We start from the raw sequence: 15,957 nt of genomic DNA on the forward strand, positions 1-15,957 counted from the left end.
CTCATCCCCCCCATCCTCCCTATGTTTTTCCCCGAAGAGCCCGACGACGAGTTTGAACTGAATATCGTGCCGATGATCGATGTCATCTTTGCGATCTTGACGTTTTTTATTATATCTAGCCTCTATTTGACCCGCTCTGAAGCGCTGCCGGTGAATTTGCCCAAGGCCGCCAGTGCTGAGGTGCAGGAGCGCACGCAGATTGCGGTGACGGTGGAAGCGTCGGGGGATATTGCCCTCAACCGTGAGGCGATCGCCCTCGAAAACCTGCAAACGGGCGTGCGCGATTTGATGGGCACCACTCAAGAATCGGTGATTGTGATCAACGCTGATGAGGCCGTGAACCATGGCCGGGTAATCGCAGTGATGGATGAACTGCGCGAGATTGAGGGCGCGACCTTGGGAATTGCGACGGAGCAGGGCGAGTAGAGATCGGTTTAACGTTTTTCCGATGAATGGATATGAATGCAAAAACGGTGCAATCCCGACCCCTAGACCTCTCCAAATCGCCTGCCCTGCTAACGCTGGGACTGGGGGCAGGCTGCCTCATCTTGCTGGGCTGCCTGTTGGGCAGCATTTTGCTGGGCGCGGCGGATATTGCGCCGGGGACGGTGTGGCAGGCCGTCTTTCAGTTTGATGGCTCGACAGAGCATTTGATCATTCGCACAGTGCGGCTGCCGAGGGCGATGTTGGCGGTGGTGGTGGGGGCGGCGCTGGCGGTGGCCGGAGCCATTACCCAAGGGTTGAGCCGCAACCCGCTGGCTGCCCCTGACATTTTGGGCATTGATATGGGTGCAGCGCTGGCGATGGTGCTGGCGATATTTTTTCGAGGTAGCGGCGGTAACTATGTGGGGTTTGCCTTTGCGGGGGCGGCGATCGCCGCCATCACCGTCTACTGGCTCGGTTCTCTGGGCCGCAGCGGGCTAACCCCGCTCAAGCTGGTGATTGCTGGAGCCGCCATTTGGTATCTGCTGAGTTCGCTTACCTATGGCATTCTCATCCTCAGTCAGCGCACGTTGGACGAAATTCGCTTTTGGCTGGCGGGGTCGCTGGCGGGGCAGGATATGGCCTCGATGCTGCCGGTGCTGCCCTACATCGCCGTGGGGCTAGCAGCATCCCTGGCGCTGGGACGACAGCTGACGCTGATGAGCCTGGGGGAAGATGTGGCCCAGGGGTTGGGGTTGCAGACCGCTTGGGTGAAGGTGGGATCTGCGATCGCGGTAGTGCTTTTGGCGGGCAGCTCCGTAGCCCTAGCTGGCCCCATCGGCTTTGTAGGGTTGGTGGTGCCCCACGTGGTGCGCTTTGCGGTCGGCGTAGACTATCGCTGGATTTTGCCCTACGCCATGATCACGGGAGGCGTTTTGCTATCGGTAGCCGATACTGCCGCCCGCCTGGTGATTCGCCCTCAGGAACTGCCGGTAGGCATTATGACGGCGCTGGTGGGAGCACCGTTTTTTATCTATTTGGCCAGGTCGAAGATCAAGCGTTAGGGCGCAGGTTGATGGTGGGCGGTGCCCCACCCTACGAAGGTCAAGGTCATCAATCGGTAGATACTTCGGCGTTGCAAAGCGGTGCATCGCTTCGCGGATGAACCCTACAGTTCCCTCACCTATCCACCCTCCTACTCTCCTACCCTTCCACCCCCATGTCCCTCACCAAACCCTGGCTCTCCATTCACCCTCAACGATTCCCGCTCTCGTTTCGGGTCGATCGCCGGGTGCCTGCGGTGCTGGTGGCGCTGATGGCGATCGCCCTACTTTCCCTAATCTTCAACGTCAGCCAGGGCGAATATCCGATGCCGCCGCTGGAGGTGGTCAAAACTATTCTGGGTTTTCCATCTAGCTCCGACCATGCCTTTGTGGTGAATACGTTGCGGCTGCCCCGCGCCCTGGTGGCGCTGCTGGTGGGCATGGGGCTGGCGACAGCGGGGACGATTTTGCAGGGCATTACCCGCAACCCTCTAGCGGCTCCGGAAATTATCGGCATCAATTCAGGAGCCAGTTTAGTAGCGGTGGCGTTGATTGTCTTGTTCCCGCAGGTGGCGGTGGGGTGGCTGCCGATCGCGGCATTTTTGGGCGGGCTGGGGGCAGCGATCGCCATCTACCTCCTAGCCTGGAACGGCGGCAGCTCGCCCATTCGCCTGATTTTGGTGGGCATCGGCCTGACGGCTCTGACCGGTGCTCTCACCAACCTGATGATCACCTTTGGCGAAATTAATACAGTCAGCCAGGCACTGGTATGGCTGACCGGCAGCGTCTACGGGCGCAGTTGGGAACACCTGTGGCCACTGCTGCCCTGGTTGGTGGTTTTTCTGCCGCTGACAATGGTGCTGGCCCGCGATCTCGACACCCTCAACCTGGGCGATAACCTGGCCCAGGGTCTCGGCAGCCGGGTGGAATGGACTCGTTGCCTACTGCTGCTCTGCACCGTAGCCCTTGCCGGAGCATCCGTCGCCACCGCAGGCACCATTGGTTTTGTCGGCCTGATGGCTCCCCACCTGGCCCGCAAACTCATCGGCCCCTCCCACGCCGGACTGATTCCTGCCGCAGCGCTCACCGGAGCCTGCATTGTCGAACTCGCTGACATCGTGGGTCGCCTCGCCTTCGCCCCCATCGAGCTGCCCTGCGGCGTGATTACAGCAGTCATCGGCGCACCCTACTTTTTGTGGCTGCTGTATCGCACCCGCAACCAGTAACTCAATTAAAAACTCAAAACTCAACATTAATAACTCTCCCCTCCCCATGCTCACCAACACCGCCACCCAAATCGCCCTCACCACCCGCAAGCTCACCCTGGCCTACGACGGCAACGTGATTATTCAGGGGCTCGATCTTGCCATTCCCCAGGGGGAGATCACCACATTGGTAGGGCCAAACGGCTGCGGTAAGTCAACTCTACTGCGGGGCATGGCGCGACTGCTCAAGCCCCAGGGCGGCACGGTGTATTTGGATGGCGATGCGATCGCCTACCTGCCCACCAAAGACCTGGCTAAGCGCCTGGGCATTTTGCCCCAAAGCCCTGCTGCGCCAGAAGGATTAACTGTGCGCGAACTGGTGGCCCAGGGCCGCTACCCTCACCAAACTTGGCTCCAGCAATGGTCGAAGGACGATGAACTGAAGGTGGAAGATGCAATCGCCACCACTCACCTGCACGAGTTTGCCAACCGCCCCCTCGATACCCTCTCCGGGGGCCAGCGCCAGCGGGCCTGGATCGCTATGGCGTTGGCCCAAGATACTGAAACCCTCTTGCTGGATGAGCCGACCACCTATCTGGATCTAGCCCACCAAATCGAAGTGCTGGACTTGCTCTACCAGCTCAACCGCCAGGGGAAACGCACCATTGTGATGGTGCTCCACGACCTGAACATGGCCTGCCGCTACAGTCATCACTTAATTGCCCTGCGCAATGGACAGGTGATCGCCCAGGGAAAACCCGCCGCAGTTGTGACCGAGACGATGGTCAAGCAGGTGTTTGCCCTCAAGAGCCGCATCATCACCGACCCCGTATCGAACACGCCGCTGTGCCTGCCCATCAGCCAAACTATCGAGAATTAGTTTTATTAAATTACAGCCAGTAGGAGGGCCACCGACCCGTGACGATCACCTTTCAGGATGGTGAACTGCGCCAGTTGCTTCGATCGCATGTGCAGAGCACTCAGCCAGAACTTTTGGTAAATCTACAAAACCAAACGCTAACCTATCCCGACTGGTTAGGTAGCGGCTACAAGCGCGATATTGATCTGCCCAGTGGTATTGAGTTAACCCTACACCGCTACCGTTTACACAAAGATCTAGTGCAAGTCTGTTCAGCAGAACAAAGCAACTGTTTCGAGTTTGTGTTTAGCCTCACAACCCAGAGTCAATACAACGACGGGCCTGTGTTTAGCGATCGCCATGCTCACTTGCTCAGCCCAGAATGTCAAGACAGCCGATGGCGAGAATTTGCTGATCAAGACTATCTAGCTGTGGATATTCACCTCGATCCGCCCCTGCTGGCGGCGTTAATCGAAGGTCACAGCTCCAGATTACCAAAAACGCTGCAAAACCTGCTGGCGGGAGAGTGCAAAATTCCCATCGCTGACTCTATTGCGATTACTCCAGAGATGCAGGCTGCCCTCTGGCAAATCCTGCAATGTCCTTACCAGGGGCTGACCCAAACTCTTTACCTAGAGGCTAAATCTCTAGAACTAATCGCCCTGTTTCTAGAAACAATAGGCGACGGCACTACCGCGCAAACTGTTCTCCACCAAGGTGATCTAGAACGCATTTACCAGGCGCGACAGATCTTGCGAAGTAATCTGCAAACACCCCCTTCCCTGATTGATTTAGCGCGGCAGGTGGGCCTCAACGATCGCAAGCTCAAAGAAGGTTTCCGCCAGGCTTTTAACACCACTGTTTTTGGCTATCTCACCCAGCAGCGAATGGAAAAAGCCTGTCAGCTTTTGGTGCAACAGCGATCGGTTGCGGCTGTTGCGGCGATCGTGGGCTACGCCAGTCCTACTGCCTTTAGCGGTGCCTTTCGACGCAAATTTGGGATAACACCTAAGGCCTATCAGTTAGCAAACTGTCGGGGCGCTTGAGGGTTGGGTTTAGGATGTAGGGTTTAGATTCAAGGCTGAAGAAATGGCTTTAAGCTTGGCCCTTTCTAACCTCAATCTTCCCGCTGCCTCAAAAAGTCCCGATCAAAGAGAAAAAAGTCCGGGACGCAGAGAAAAGCTCTTTCTAAACCCAATAGTCTGAAGCTGAGCTAATTGAGAATATTTCTCGTTTGTCAGCGTCGGTTAACTGGCGACTAGTTGTGGTGTAGGGAATGATGACTTCAAAGTTGGGCTTTGGACTGTTTGTGATGGGGTTATTAGCTGGCGTAACCGCCCCTGTAGCTGGGGCAGAGTCGCCACTTCAGGAATCTGAGCCAGTCCCAGCGGCACTCACTGTAGAGGAGTGGATGGCCCAGGGGCAAGCCGATGCCGCAGCGGTGATTACCGACGTGCAAATCACGGATGCCCCAGAGGGCTTAAGGATTGAGCTAGTCAGCGATCACCCTCTCAATACAGACCCTTCGCGGATAGAGGGTAACGCGCTAATTACCGACATCCCCAATGCGGTGCTGGAGTTGGCCAATCAAGCTGCCGCAGAGCAGTTTGCCCCCGCTGAGGGCATTGCCCTGGTACAGGTTACGAGCCTGCCCGATGGCACTGTGCGGGTCGCCATCACCGGCACCGACGGGCCGCCCACCGCCCAGGTTGACACAGCCGCAGGGAACTTGGTCTTGAGCGTGGTGCCCGGTCTGGCCCAGCTTGATGGTGCTGAAGACGCCATTCAAATTGGGGTGACTGGCCAGGGGCAGCAGGCTTATCGCGTCCCCAACGCCGCCGTCGGTAGCAGAACTGATACGCCTCTGCGGGATCTACCGTTTTCTGTGCAGGTAGTGCCCCAGGAGCTTCTGCAAGATCGGCAGGTGCAAAGCGTCAACGAGGCCCTCCGCACAGTTGTTGGCATTAGCCCCGACAACTCGTCTCAGTCGGCCTTTGAGGGCTACACCATTCGCGGTTTTTCGGGTAGAAATATCCTGCGCAACGGGCTGCGCGATGACACCAACATCACCTCCCGCATTGCGATTCCCAATGTTGAGCGCATTGAGGTGTTGAGAGGCCCGGCAGGGGCTTTGTTTAGCCAGGGTGCTCCCGGCGGCACCGTCAACATTGTCACCAAAAAGCCATTGGCGACCCCCCATTACATCGTGGAAGGAACCATCGGCAACTTCGACACCTACGGCGGCTCCATAGATTTTACCGGCCCGCTCAATCAGTCTGAAACCTTGCTCTACCGGCTCACCGCAGGTGCGTCTAGCGCAGGAACCTTCATCGACTTTTTTGAGCGCCGTAATTACGTCATTGCTCCCACCATCAGTTGGCAGGTTGGCCCCAATACCCAGATCAATTTTGAGGGGGAGTACACCATTTCCGAACAGCCTAACGATCGCGGACTGCCCGCAGTGGGCACAGTGCTGCCCAATATTAATGGTCAGCTACCTCGCAATCGCTTTATTGGTGAACCCGATGATGAGCTAGATAAAAACAATCGCTACGTGCTGCGGCTTGGGTATACCCTTGACCACCAGATTAACCCCGACTGGCAGCTGCAAAATTCGTTTCGAGCTAGCTTTCAGCAGACTCCCCAAAATTCACTCTTCCCTACGGATCTGCTTGCTGATCAGCGCACTCTAGAACGGGGCATTTTCAGCACCAGTGATCAATCTCAAGATAACTACTCCTTTGACACCAGCCTGACGGGTACGGTGCAAACGGGCAGCATTTCTCACCAGCTCTTGCTGGGGTTTGATGTTAACCGCGATATCTATGCCAGCAGCAGTCAACAATTTAGCCTTGACCCCATTGACATCTTTAATCCGGTGTATGGTGTGGCTCAGCGGCAGTTCGTTGCTGACTACCCGAGAGAACCCTTCATTACTAACTCGGTGGGGGTTTATGTTCAAGATCAAATTGACCTGTTGCCTCAGCTAAAACTGTTGCTGGGGGGACGATTTGATCTGGTGAGTCAACAATCGCTTTTTGCCGATGGAACAGAAGCCTTTCAGGACGATACGGCATTTAGCCCGCGCCTAGGGTTAGTGTATCAACCCAGTGATGAGCACGCTCTTTATGCTAGCTACAGCCGCTCGTTTTTGCAGAGTGTAGGCACAGCCTTTGACAATACTCTTTTTGAACCCGAACGAGGCAACCAGTACGAAGTTGGCATCAAATCAGACTGGCTTGACAACCGACTCTCAACCACCCTGGCGCTCTATCAAATTACGCGGACTAATGTGTTAACTGAAGACCCGATCAACCCCAATTTCTCAGTACAGACGGGTGAACAAAGAAGTCGCGGTCTTGAACTCACGGCCACGGGTGAAATTTTGCCGGGGTGGAACATTGTGGCGGGCTACGCCTACACCGATGCCCAAATCACCGCCGACAACACCTTAGCCGTAGGCAATCGCCTCAATAACGTACCAGAACATGCCGCTAGCCTGTGGACAACCTATGAAATTCAGGAGGGATCGCTCCAGGGGTTGGGCTTTGGGCTGGGGCTGTTTTATGTGGGCGATCGCCAGGGTGATCTCGATAACTCCTTCCAAGTACCTGGCTACACCCGCACCGATGCCTCTGTGTTCTACACACGAGAGAATTTTCGGGTTGGGTTGAATCTCGAAAACCTGTTTGATATCACCTACTTTGAAGCCGCAGAAAGCCCACTGCGCGTTTTTTACGGCGCACCGTTTACTGTCAGGGGCACGGTTTCCTGGTCATTTTGAGGCTGTTGAATGAGTGACGTGAAAATACAAAACTTATGAGCTATAAATCCTGGTGGCGACGCATTCAACTGTTTTTAGGCGGAGTTTTGATGGTAGCCCTGATCCAGAGCTGTACTGGTTCGGGCAGCCCCCCGTCTGCGAATGTGTCATCAGCGCCTGAGGCGTCAACTTGCCACATGGTTCGCCATGCCCTGGGAGAAACCTGCGTGCCCAATCAGCCGCAGCGGGTGATTACCCTGAGCGTGCCTAGCTTTGGGGATGCGATCGCCCTAGGAGTTGAGCCAATCGCCACCATCGTCTATTTCGACGAGCCACCACCTTACCTAACGAAGCATCTGAACTCCATTCAAATCTTGGGTAAAGAAGAACAGCCGAGCCTTGAAAAAATTGTGTCTCTAAAACCCGACCTCATCATCGGCATCAAATATTCTGCCGAAGCTATATATAGCCAGCTATCGCAAATTGCTCCCACAGTAGCCGATGATTGGAAAGGGTATCCCTCTTGGCGAGGGCACTTCGACTTTGTCGCTAACGTATTGGGAAAAACGGATGCAGCCCAGCAGGTTTGGAGTCGCTACCATCAACGCATTCAGTCATTAAAGACCGCCCTAGAAAAGAGCCAGCAAAACTTAGAAATCTCCTTCGTTCATACCTGTTGTGGCACGATTGACCTGGACTTAAAAAATTCCTTCAATGGCAGCATTTTGGCTGACGCGGGCCTGCGCCGACCGTCGGCCCAAGCTGTATCGGTTGATGGCGGTATTGTGAAATTGTCTGAGGAACGGTTGATGGATATTGATGGCGATGTTCTGTTTGTTGCCACCGATGGCCCTGAAGCAGCACAGACAATCACCGAACTCAAACAAAACCCGCTATGGCAAAAGCTAAGGGCCGTTCAAAACGATCGGGTTTACCCAGTCAACTACCCGACGTGGAGAGGCGGCAATCCCCTAGCCGCTGATGCGGTAATCGACGACTTATTTAAGTATTTGGTGGAAGATATGTCGCCAACTTGATCGGCGTATTCCGTTAGATCTGCTCCTGTTCTAGCTGTTTCAATGTTGATGAAGAAGCCCTTTCGCTCCTGTAAATTTTTGCTCTTGGGCATACTGACTTGTATTTGGGTGACAGCCTGTATGTCGCCAACTCCGACTCCATTGCCGCAAGCAGTCTCTGACTCAGTGGAGGGCTGTCGCACGGTAGAGCATGAGCTAGGGGAAACTGAAATTTGTGGACAGCCTGAAAAGATAGCAGTTCTCAGCCCGCACATTCTAGATATTGTATTGGCATTAGGAGCACAGCCCGCCGCCTACGCCGAAACTGTAGCTCTCGGTGTGGAGAAATTTGACAATCCGGCTGAGCAAATTCCCTACCTGGGCGATCGCATCACCACTCAACCCGTGAACCTGGGTGATCGCAAAAATCCCTCCCTTGAAAAACTCACCCTGCTCAAGCCCGATCTGATTTTGAGCGAAGACTGGCTAGCCCGCGATAACTATCGCCTGCTGTCACAAATTGCCCCCACCATGCTGTTTACCGATGAAAAAAGTGGGGCTCAACACTGGCGCAACGATATCGATGGCATTGCCAAAGCTCTGGGGCGAGAAGAGGCTGCCGAGGAAGTGAATGCTGAGTATTTGCGACAATTAGCAGCTGCTCGTCAATCTCTAGCGCCTTTGGTCGAAACTTTTCCAAAGATTCTGATTTTGTCTGTCAATAGCGAAATGACCGACGTGGCGATCGCAGCAGATAGCACTGTGGGCTACTTACTCGAAGAAATTGGCTTTCAGCTTGTGTTTCCTGAGCCTATAGCAACTGGAGAAATGCGGTGGCTGCAAACGTCGCCAGAAATTTTGCCAACCCTAGATTCTGATATTGCCATCGTTATTGGTTGGAATGCTTCAGAGCTTTACAACCCAGAAGCAAAGCTGAAAGAGAAATGGAACCAAACCCCAGTGTTTAGAGAAGTACCCGCCGCCAAAATCAATCGCATTTTCTTTGTTGACTATCAGCTCTGGGGCAGCATTACCCGAGGCCCAATTACGGATCAGCTGATTCTAGAAAAGCTGCCTGAGATGCTGCTGCCTCTGCTCTCTAACTCATAAGGTCTAAATTGTGACTACTATGGCAAAATCTACCCTTTTTATCTGTCACTCCTGTCATCAGTCAGAGCAAAGACCGCCAGAGCGGCCAACAGATGGCGCAGTTTTGTGCGATCGCATTCAAGCCCTACACCAAACCTGGTCGCGCCAATCAGAGCTAGAAGTGCGTGGCGTAGATTGCCTGTGGACCTGTGATCATCCTTGCTCCATTGCATTGATCGGAAGCGACAAGCCAACCTACGCCCTGGCAAAAATTTTAGTCAAAGACGGCAACCATGGCGAAATTGCTGAAGCCGTTCTGCAACTGAGCACATGCTATCTCGACAGCAAGAAGGGCAACATTCCCTGGAAACAGTTTCCAGAGGTCTTAAAAACCGAATTTATCGCTCGAATTCCGCCTTCATAACTTATTGATTCAGACGAAGCATTCTAAGTCTAAAGTATTAAGTTCGTGCGTACTTTTACAGTCATCTGGTTTGGCCAGCTTGTCTCGACCATCGGCACCTACATGACCGAGTTTTCCCTCATCCTCTGGGCTTGGGAAGCAACCGGGTCAGCCACCGCTCTAGCATTGATGGGGTTCTTTTCTCAACTTCCTCGCATCCCGATTACCCTAGTCTCGGGGCTGATTGTCGATCGCTTCAACCGTAAACACCTGATGATGCTGGGGGATGCGATCGCCGCCCTCTCCACCATTGGCATTGGCCTGCTCTACTCAATAGACCAGCTACAAATTTGGCATCTATACCTGGCCACCACGCTCAATGGCGGCTTTGGGCAAATTCAAAGTTTGGCCTATCAAACCTCGATTTCTAGCCTGGTGCCGCCCGCTCAACTAACGCGGGCCAACAGCATGAACTCGGCAGTACACTACGGGGCGGCTATTTTTGGCCCCGCCCTGGCCGGGGTGCTCTACCCGCTGATCGGACTACTGGGCATTATCGGGATTGATTTGGTGAGCTTTGGGGTGGCGATCGCAATCCTACTTTTCCGACCCATTCCCCAGCCTACGCCCCCAACCACCCTCGAAATTGAAACACTGCTGGACAAGCTCACCTTTGGTTTTCGCGAAGTTTGGCGACAGCCCAGTTTGCGGGCCTTACTGCTGATTAGTACCCTGTTTTGGTTTTTCCACGACCTGGGCGGTGCTATCTATGACCCGATGATTTTGGCCCGCTCGAATGGCAGCGCCCAGGTGCTGGCTAGTACCGCAACAGCAGCGGGCATTGGCGGCGTGACTGGGGCGATCATGATCAGCGCCTGGGGTGGGCCAAAACATCGGGTGCAGGGTATGTTGACGGGGTTCATCGGCGCAGGCCTGAGCAAAACCGTATTTGGCTTGGGACGATCGCCGGTCGTGTGGGTGCCTGCCCAGTTTTGCTCCTCGCTCAACTTTCCCCTGCTGGGCAGTTCCGAAACAGCCATCTGGATGGAGAAAATTGCCCCTGAGAATCAGGGCCGGGTGTTTGCCGCCAATGCGCTGGTGTTGCAGGGGGTGAGTGCCGGGGCATCGCTGATCGCCGGGCCATTGGCCGACCGTTGGCTAGAACCGGCCATAACCTCCGGTGGCTCTTTGGCCCCACTAGGGGGGCTATTTGGTAACGGCCCTGGCGCAGGTATGGCCGTGCTCTATGTTGGCTGCTCCCTGGTCATGGTGCTGGTGGGTCTAGGGGGCTTTGGGCTGCCCAACCTGCGGGCAATCAGTCCCCACCGCAAATCGGGGTAGGTAAACGCCCCCTGTTGCGCGATTAGTCTTGATTGGCCGGGTTTCTGTTGTCTTACCGTTAGGGAGAAGCTTGCAGTAGATACTGCTCTATATCATCCAATACCCACTCCGCCGCCAGGGGGCTGTTGCCTGCCCCCCAATAGTGCCCCACCCCATAGACCTGTTTTTGCTGCACGGCCCGCAGCGACTGCCAAAGGGGATCGGTTTTGAGGCGCTCCAGCTCGGCTTCGGCAGCAGCGGCAATTTCAGGCGTAGCTCCAAAGGAGAAGAGCAAAATCACGTCGCCATCGGCCTCAGGCAAGGCTTCGCGGCTAATCAGTTTGGTAAACAGCGGTTGCTCGAGGGTGCCGCTATCCTGGGAGGGGGGCCGGGCAAAGCCGATATCGGCCAAAATAGATCCGCCGAAACAGTTTTTTAGATACAGGCCGATCTGGCCCGACTGCGCCATTACCCGCACCAGAGAGACTTGTACAGGCGGGCTGCCCACTTGGTTTCTCAGCGCCTTTACTCGCTGCTGGTACTGGTTGAGCACCGCCTCTGCCCGGCTCTCTAGCCCCAGTACCTGAGCGTGAAAGCGAAAGGGTCGCTGCCAGTCGGCGGTGGTCTGCATGTCAAAGGCAACGGTAGGGGCGATCGCCGACAGCTTGTCGTAGGTGCCCTCTAGATCTGAGGCGGCCCCAATAATCAAATCAGGCTGTAAAGCCACCAATGCCTCCAGATTGATCTGATTGCTCTGGCCCAGGCGCGGTACATCCGGCAGTCTCTCGGCTAGCTGGGGCAGCAGGTTGCTAGCTACCCCAACTGGCATCACCCCTAGCGACAGCAAATTACCCGCAGCCGTGTGATCCAGAGCCACCACCCGACTGGGCTGCATGGGCACACAGGTTTCCCCCAGGGTATGCTGCACCATGCGGCAGTCAGCGGGCGTAGAGTTGGCTGTAGGGGCGGTCTGACAGGCGATCGTCCCTACAGCCACCAGCACCACGAGAAGGCCGTGAAGTAGCCAAGTTTTTAGATTCATAGGTCGTGTGGGAGGGTGAACGAGTAGGGTCATTGACTATTCATCTCTAAACTTCCAATCATCAATTACTTACCCATCCACCCCCTACCCTCCTACCCTCCTACCCCCTACCCATCTACTCCTAGAACGTCACTCGATACCCCACGGTCACCCGTCGCCCAGACGCAGCGCTATTGAAGGTTTCAGAAAACCCGCTGCTACGCTGGGCATAGGCGGGGAAGTAAAACGCATCGAACAGGTTGGCAATGCCAATGTCTAAGGTGCCGGGGCCAACATCGACGCTGCTGATCAAATCCACCACGGCATAGCTGTTGATCGGGCTGGGGTCAATTTCAGCGTCAAAGGCAGCGCTGCGACTGCCCGCGTATAGAAGCTGGAGGCGATTGCGCCAGCCCGGCAGGGTTTCATTTTCGATGTAAGCGGTGAGCTTGAGGGGCTGAATGCGGGTGCTGCTGATGGCGACGAACTCTCCAGTGTCGTCTACATCGGCTTCACCGCCGATCAGGCTGAGGGTGGTGCCCAAGCTCCAGGTGGGGCTGGGCTGCACATCCAGGGTGGCCTCTAGACCGTAGACGCGCTCGGGTGCTCGCACCAGTTCGTAGAGGCCCGTGGCGTCATCAAACACAAAGGTGGAGCCTAACTCAGAGGTGTTATAGAACCCTGAAATTGAGGCCTGAACTTGGTTCCAGTTGCCGCGAATGCCGACTTCATACTCGCTGACTTTCTGGGGCTGGTTGGCTTGCACATCTGAATTCACCGCAAAGTCAGGGTCGGCAAAGCCCAGTACCGCGCCAAAGTCGGGCACCGAAAAGCCCTGGGCGAAGTTGGCAAATAGGCTGATTTCGGGGGTGATATCGGCCACTGCGCCAGCGTTAAAGGCAGTGTCGCTAAAGCTGCGATCGCCCCCCGCGATCGGGTCACCAAAAAAGGTGGTGTAGTCGCCCACTGAGAAGCCAATGCGCTCGTGGCGTACGCCCCCCGACAGCTGCAACCAGTCGGTGGTCTGCCACTGGAGCTGAGAAAACAGCCCCAGACTGCCGAGGGTGTAGGGCGGCACCAGGGGACGGCGCTCGATCAGTCGGTTGACTCGACCATTGCTGTCGTCGAAGCTAACCGGGTCAAAGAGATTATAGATATTGGCAGTGGTCTCGTGGTTGTAGTCAGCCCCCCAAACCAGGTTTAGGCTGTCTGCCAGGGGCGTATCGAGGGCGAGCCGTCCGCCCCAGTTTTGGGACTCTAGCTCTCCTTGAAAAATGCCAAAGGGTCGGGGGCGGCGATCGCGGGGGTCGCTGCGGCTTGAGTTGTCGCGGAAGTAAAGCTGGCTGTCGAGGCTACCGTTCAAAATATCGTCGTGGCGATAGCTGAGGTTTAGAATCACGTTGCGATCGGCCTGGGGGCCACCCCCTTCGGGAAAGCTCAGCTGCCCCACCCGTAAGGCCCGCGCCTTCTGCTCGCCGGGCTCATCGTCAACGCTGGGGTCGGCAATCACGTCGCTGTTGCGGCTTTCGCGGTAGTAGTTGAGCGAAAACTGAAGCCGCTGGTTTTCGTCAGGGTTATAGCCCAGCCGGGTAAAGAGAGACACATTCTCACTCTCATCGGTGCCTTGAATAGTGGGAATGCGATCGCCCTGCCCATCAAACGAGGCCCCCGTATCAGCCCGCGACAACGAAGCCAAAATATCGGCATTGCCATCGCGGGCCGAAACCGTTTGCTGAACAAAGTAGCCAAAACTCTCGCCCTGCAAGCTCCCCAGGGCAGAATTGACGCTCACCTCTGAGGTGGCACTAAAGTCGGCCTCATCGGGCTGCCGCGTAATGATGTTGATGATGCCGCCGGTCGCCCCACCTCCATAGATAGCGCTGGGGCCGCGCACCACTTCAATGCGCTCAATGATGCTGGGGTCGAGGGTACGCAGCTCCCGGTCAAAGTCGCGCACGTTGACATTCTGCGGCACCCCATCAATCAAAATGACGGCGTTTCGTCCCCGCAGCGAGGCTGCCGTAAACGCCCGCTCGGAGGACGGCGCAAAACCCGGCACCAACGCCCCTAAAATATCGCTCAGATCTCGACTGACCGAGGTTTGCTGCTGAATCTCCTGCTGGGTAATGACAGTCACAGAGCGGGGAACTGTCGTTGCCTCCTCCTCGCTGCGAGTGGCTGACACGACTACCCGCAGGGGAGCCGCCTCAGCCGCTCCAGCGATGCCAGGGGTCAGGCCAATGCTCACCCCGTTAACCTGGCGACTCACTTCCCCCTCGGGGGCCGCATCGGTGCCGGTGATGGCTATACGCACCGTGCGTTCATCCAGCGCCGTGGCACTGATATAGGCGATGCCTTCAGCGGGGCTAAACGCCTCATACTCGGCCCCATCGGGCAGCGCCAGCACCGCATTGGGCAAATCAACGATCAGGGCATTGCCCGCCGTTGAGGAGGTCGGGGTGAGCACCTCCCCTGACGCTGTTTCAATCACCAACTGTGGCCCGGCATCTGTTTCTACAACCTGAATCGCAGTAATTTCCACCGGGCTGTCTTGGGCGATTTGGGTTGTCGCGCTGGTTTCTGCCAACTCGTCGCTTACTGAGGTAGCCTCCGTCAAGGGTGCCGCCATCACCGCTGGGGCCACCGCTATTACCACCAAACCTGCCGTCCAAAGAACACGCTGTATCTGCATTTCACTCCCACCACGATTGCGCGGCGACAGAATAAACTGTCGCCAGCTAAACAAGAATCTTTCTCAACAACATACAGAGTTTGGGTGCGCCACCGAAAGTGTCGATGCGCCCTAGCGGGAATAAGATGTACCCGCTAGGGAATAGTTTTGGGCCAGCAACTCCCTCGGGCTAACCCCAAACCGTTGGCGAAAGTTGGCGGTGAAGTGGCTGCGGCTGTGGTAGCCGACGGCACTGGCGGCCTGCTGCACATTGAGCTGCCCGTCGAGCAGCAAAAGCCGGGCCTGGTCAAGGCGCTGGGCTTGCAGATAGCCAAATACGGTGGTGTTAAAGACCGCCCGAAAGCCGCGCTTGAGGGTGCAGTCGTTGAGGCCCACCTGGCGCGCCAGGCCAATGAGCGAAGGGGGATGGGCTAAATCTTGCAGGAGAATGTCTTTGACCTGGTGAATGCGATCGATATCGTCGGGCTTGAGCCGTTGGCTGGCCGATGGCTGGGGCGGAGTCACAGCCTGGATGGTGAGGGCGATCAGCTCTAGCGCCTTGCCTTCTAAAAAGAGTTGTCGCATTGGCCCTGCAAAGGAACAGGTGAGGATCTGCTGCAAAACCATCGTCATCGCTGGGGAGGTGCGACAGCCCTGGCTGGCGTAGGGCTGATCGACGGGTCTCAGCAAAGGGCCAAGGCCAGGTATTGTGGCGATCGCCGTTTCTCCCAGCAAGGCGTGAATTAGGGCTGGCTCAAGGTGCACGCTGAGGGAGAGACTGCGGGGATGAGGATCGTGGCAGATCTGCTTGGCAGGGGCCAAACCGCTGCTGTAAAGCCAGTGCTGGCCTGCGGTGCTCGCACTTTTGGGGCTATCGTCGCGGATATCAAAGTGGATTTCTACCGGGTGGGGGCGATCGCCGCAGTCCACAACCACGGGCGTATGGTGCTGTACATCGCTAATTTCCAGGTGCAGCCCTGGCCTCAGCTGAATTTCGCGAAAATAGCCCTGTCCAAACTGCTGGGGATAGGCCCAGGTCTGTTCGCCCGCCTCGCCACCGGCCCAGTCGTTGTCGGAGTCAACGTTGGCAGGTTGCTTGATAAGTGACCAAAAATCGTGTTGCGACAGGGTGATAGGCATTGAG

13 protein-coding genes are annotated in these 15,957 nt (G+C 56.2%); 10 read left to right on the forward strand and 3 right to left on the reverse strand.

The genetic code is table 11. The features are described from left to right. Positions 1-21: 21 nt before the first annotated feature. The 10 genes from IQ254_RS02940 (at position 22) to IQ254_RS02985 (ending at position 11,142) form a co-directional block, all read left to right on the forward strand. A complete protein-coding gene (locus tag IQ254_RS02940) occupies positions 22-426 on the forward strand; it encodes a biopolymer transporter ExbD (RefSeq protein WP_193964198.1) in 405 nt (134 codons plus the stop codon). Positions 427-458: 32 nt separating this feature from the next. Then, positions 459-1,487: an iron ABC transporter permease gene (locus IQ254_RS02945; protein ID WP_193964200.1), complete on the forward strand. Its 1,029-nt coding sequence runs from the start codon at positions 459-461 to the stop codon at positions 1,485-1,487. A 155-nt stretch (positions 1,488-1,642) separates the two neighbouring features. Then, on the forward strand, positions 1,643-2,692 hold the full coding sequence (locus tag IQ254_RS02950; protein ID WP_193964202.1) for an iron ABC transporter permease: 1,050 nt from the start codon (positions 1,643-1,645) through the stop codon (positions 2,690-2,692). 46 nt (positions 2,693-2,738) lie between these two features. After that, entirely contained in the window at positions 2,739-3,551 is an 813-nt protein-coding gene (locus IQ254_RS02955; protein WP_193964203.1) for an ABC transporter ATP-binding protein, read from the forward strand. Between the two features lie 38 nt (positions 3,552-3,589). Next, positions 3,590-4,576: an AraC family transcriptional regulator gene (locus tag IQ254_RS33020; protein WP_193964205.1), complete on the forward strand. Its 987-nt coding sequence runs from the start codon at positions 3,590-3,592 to the stop codon at positions 4,574-4,576. Positions 4,577-4,806: 230 nt separating this feature from the next. Beyond that, entirely contained in the window at positions 4,807-7,314 is a 2,508-nt protein-coding gene (locus tag IQ254_RS02965) for a TonB-dependent siderophore receptor (RefSeq protein WP_193964207.1), read from the forward strand. 35 nt (positions 7,315-7,349) lie between these two features. Further along, positions 7,350-8,330 carry an ABC transporter substrate-binding protein gene (locus tag IQ254_RS02970; RefSeq protein ID WP_228040039.1) on the forward strand — a complete coding sequence of 327 codons (981 nt, stop codon included), beginning with the start codon at positions 7,350-7,352 and terminating at the stop codon, positions 8,328-8,330. A gap of 120 nt (positions 8,331-8,450) precedes the next feature. Continuing rightward, on the forward strand, positions 8,451-9,419 hold the full coding sequence (locus IQ254_RS02975; protein ID WP_228040041.1) for an ABC transporter substrate-binding protein: 969 nt from the start codon (positions 8,451-8,453) through the stop codon (positions 9,417-9,419). A 19-nt stretch (positions 9,420-9,438) separates the two neighbouring features. Then, positions 9,439-9,822: a DUF1636 family protein gene (locus tag IQ254_RS02980; protein WP_193964209.1), complete on the forward strand. Its 384-nt coding sequence runs from the start codon at positions 9,439-9,441 to the stop codon at positions 9,820-9,822. A 45-nt stretch (positions 9,823-9,867) separates the two neighbouring features. Further along, entirely contained in the window at positions 9,868-11,142 is a 1,275-nt protein-coding gene (locus tag IQ254_RS02985; RefSeq protein ID WP_193964211.1) for an MFS transporter, read from the forward strand. 58 nt (positions 11,143-11,200) lie between these two features. On the opposite strand, the gene IQ254_RS02990 is transcribed toward IQ254_RS02985, so the two are convergent. From IQ254_RS02990 to IQ254_RS03000, 3 genes are all read right to left on the reverse strand, one after another. Next, positions 11,201-12,163 carry an iron-siderophore ABC transporter substrate-binding protein gene (locus tag IQ254_RS02990; RefSeq protein ID WP_193964213.1) on the reverse strand — a complete coding sequence of 321 codons (963 nt, stop codon included), beginning with the start codon at positions 12,161-12,163 and terminating at the stop codon, positions 11,201-11,203. A gap of 121 nt (positions 12,164-12,284) precedes the next feature. Next, a complete protein-coding gene (locus IQ254_RS02995; protein WP_193964215.1) occupies positions 12,285-14,834 on the reverse strand; it encodes a TonB-dependent receptor in 2,550 nt (849 codons plus the stop codon). A gap of 111 nt (positions 14,835-14,945) precedes the next feature. Then, the gene (locus tag IQ254_RS03000) at positions 14,946-15,953 is read right to left on the reverse strand and encodes an AraC family transcriptional regulator (protein ID WP_193964217.1); all 1,008 of its coding nucleotides are present in this window, start codon (positions 15,951-15,953) and stop codon (positions 14,946-14,948) included. Between the last annotated feature and the right edge of the window lie 4 nt (positions 15,954-15,957).

Origin of the sequence: Nodosilinea sp. LEGE 07088 (assembly GCF_015207395.1) — a bacterium.
Classification (GTDB): domain Bacteria; phylum Cyanobacteriota; class Cyanobacteriia; order Phormidesmidales; family Phormidesmidaceae; genus Nodosilinea.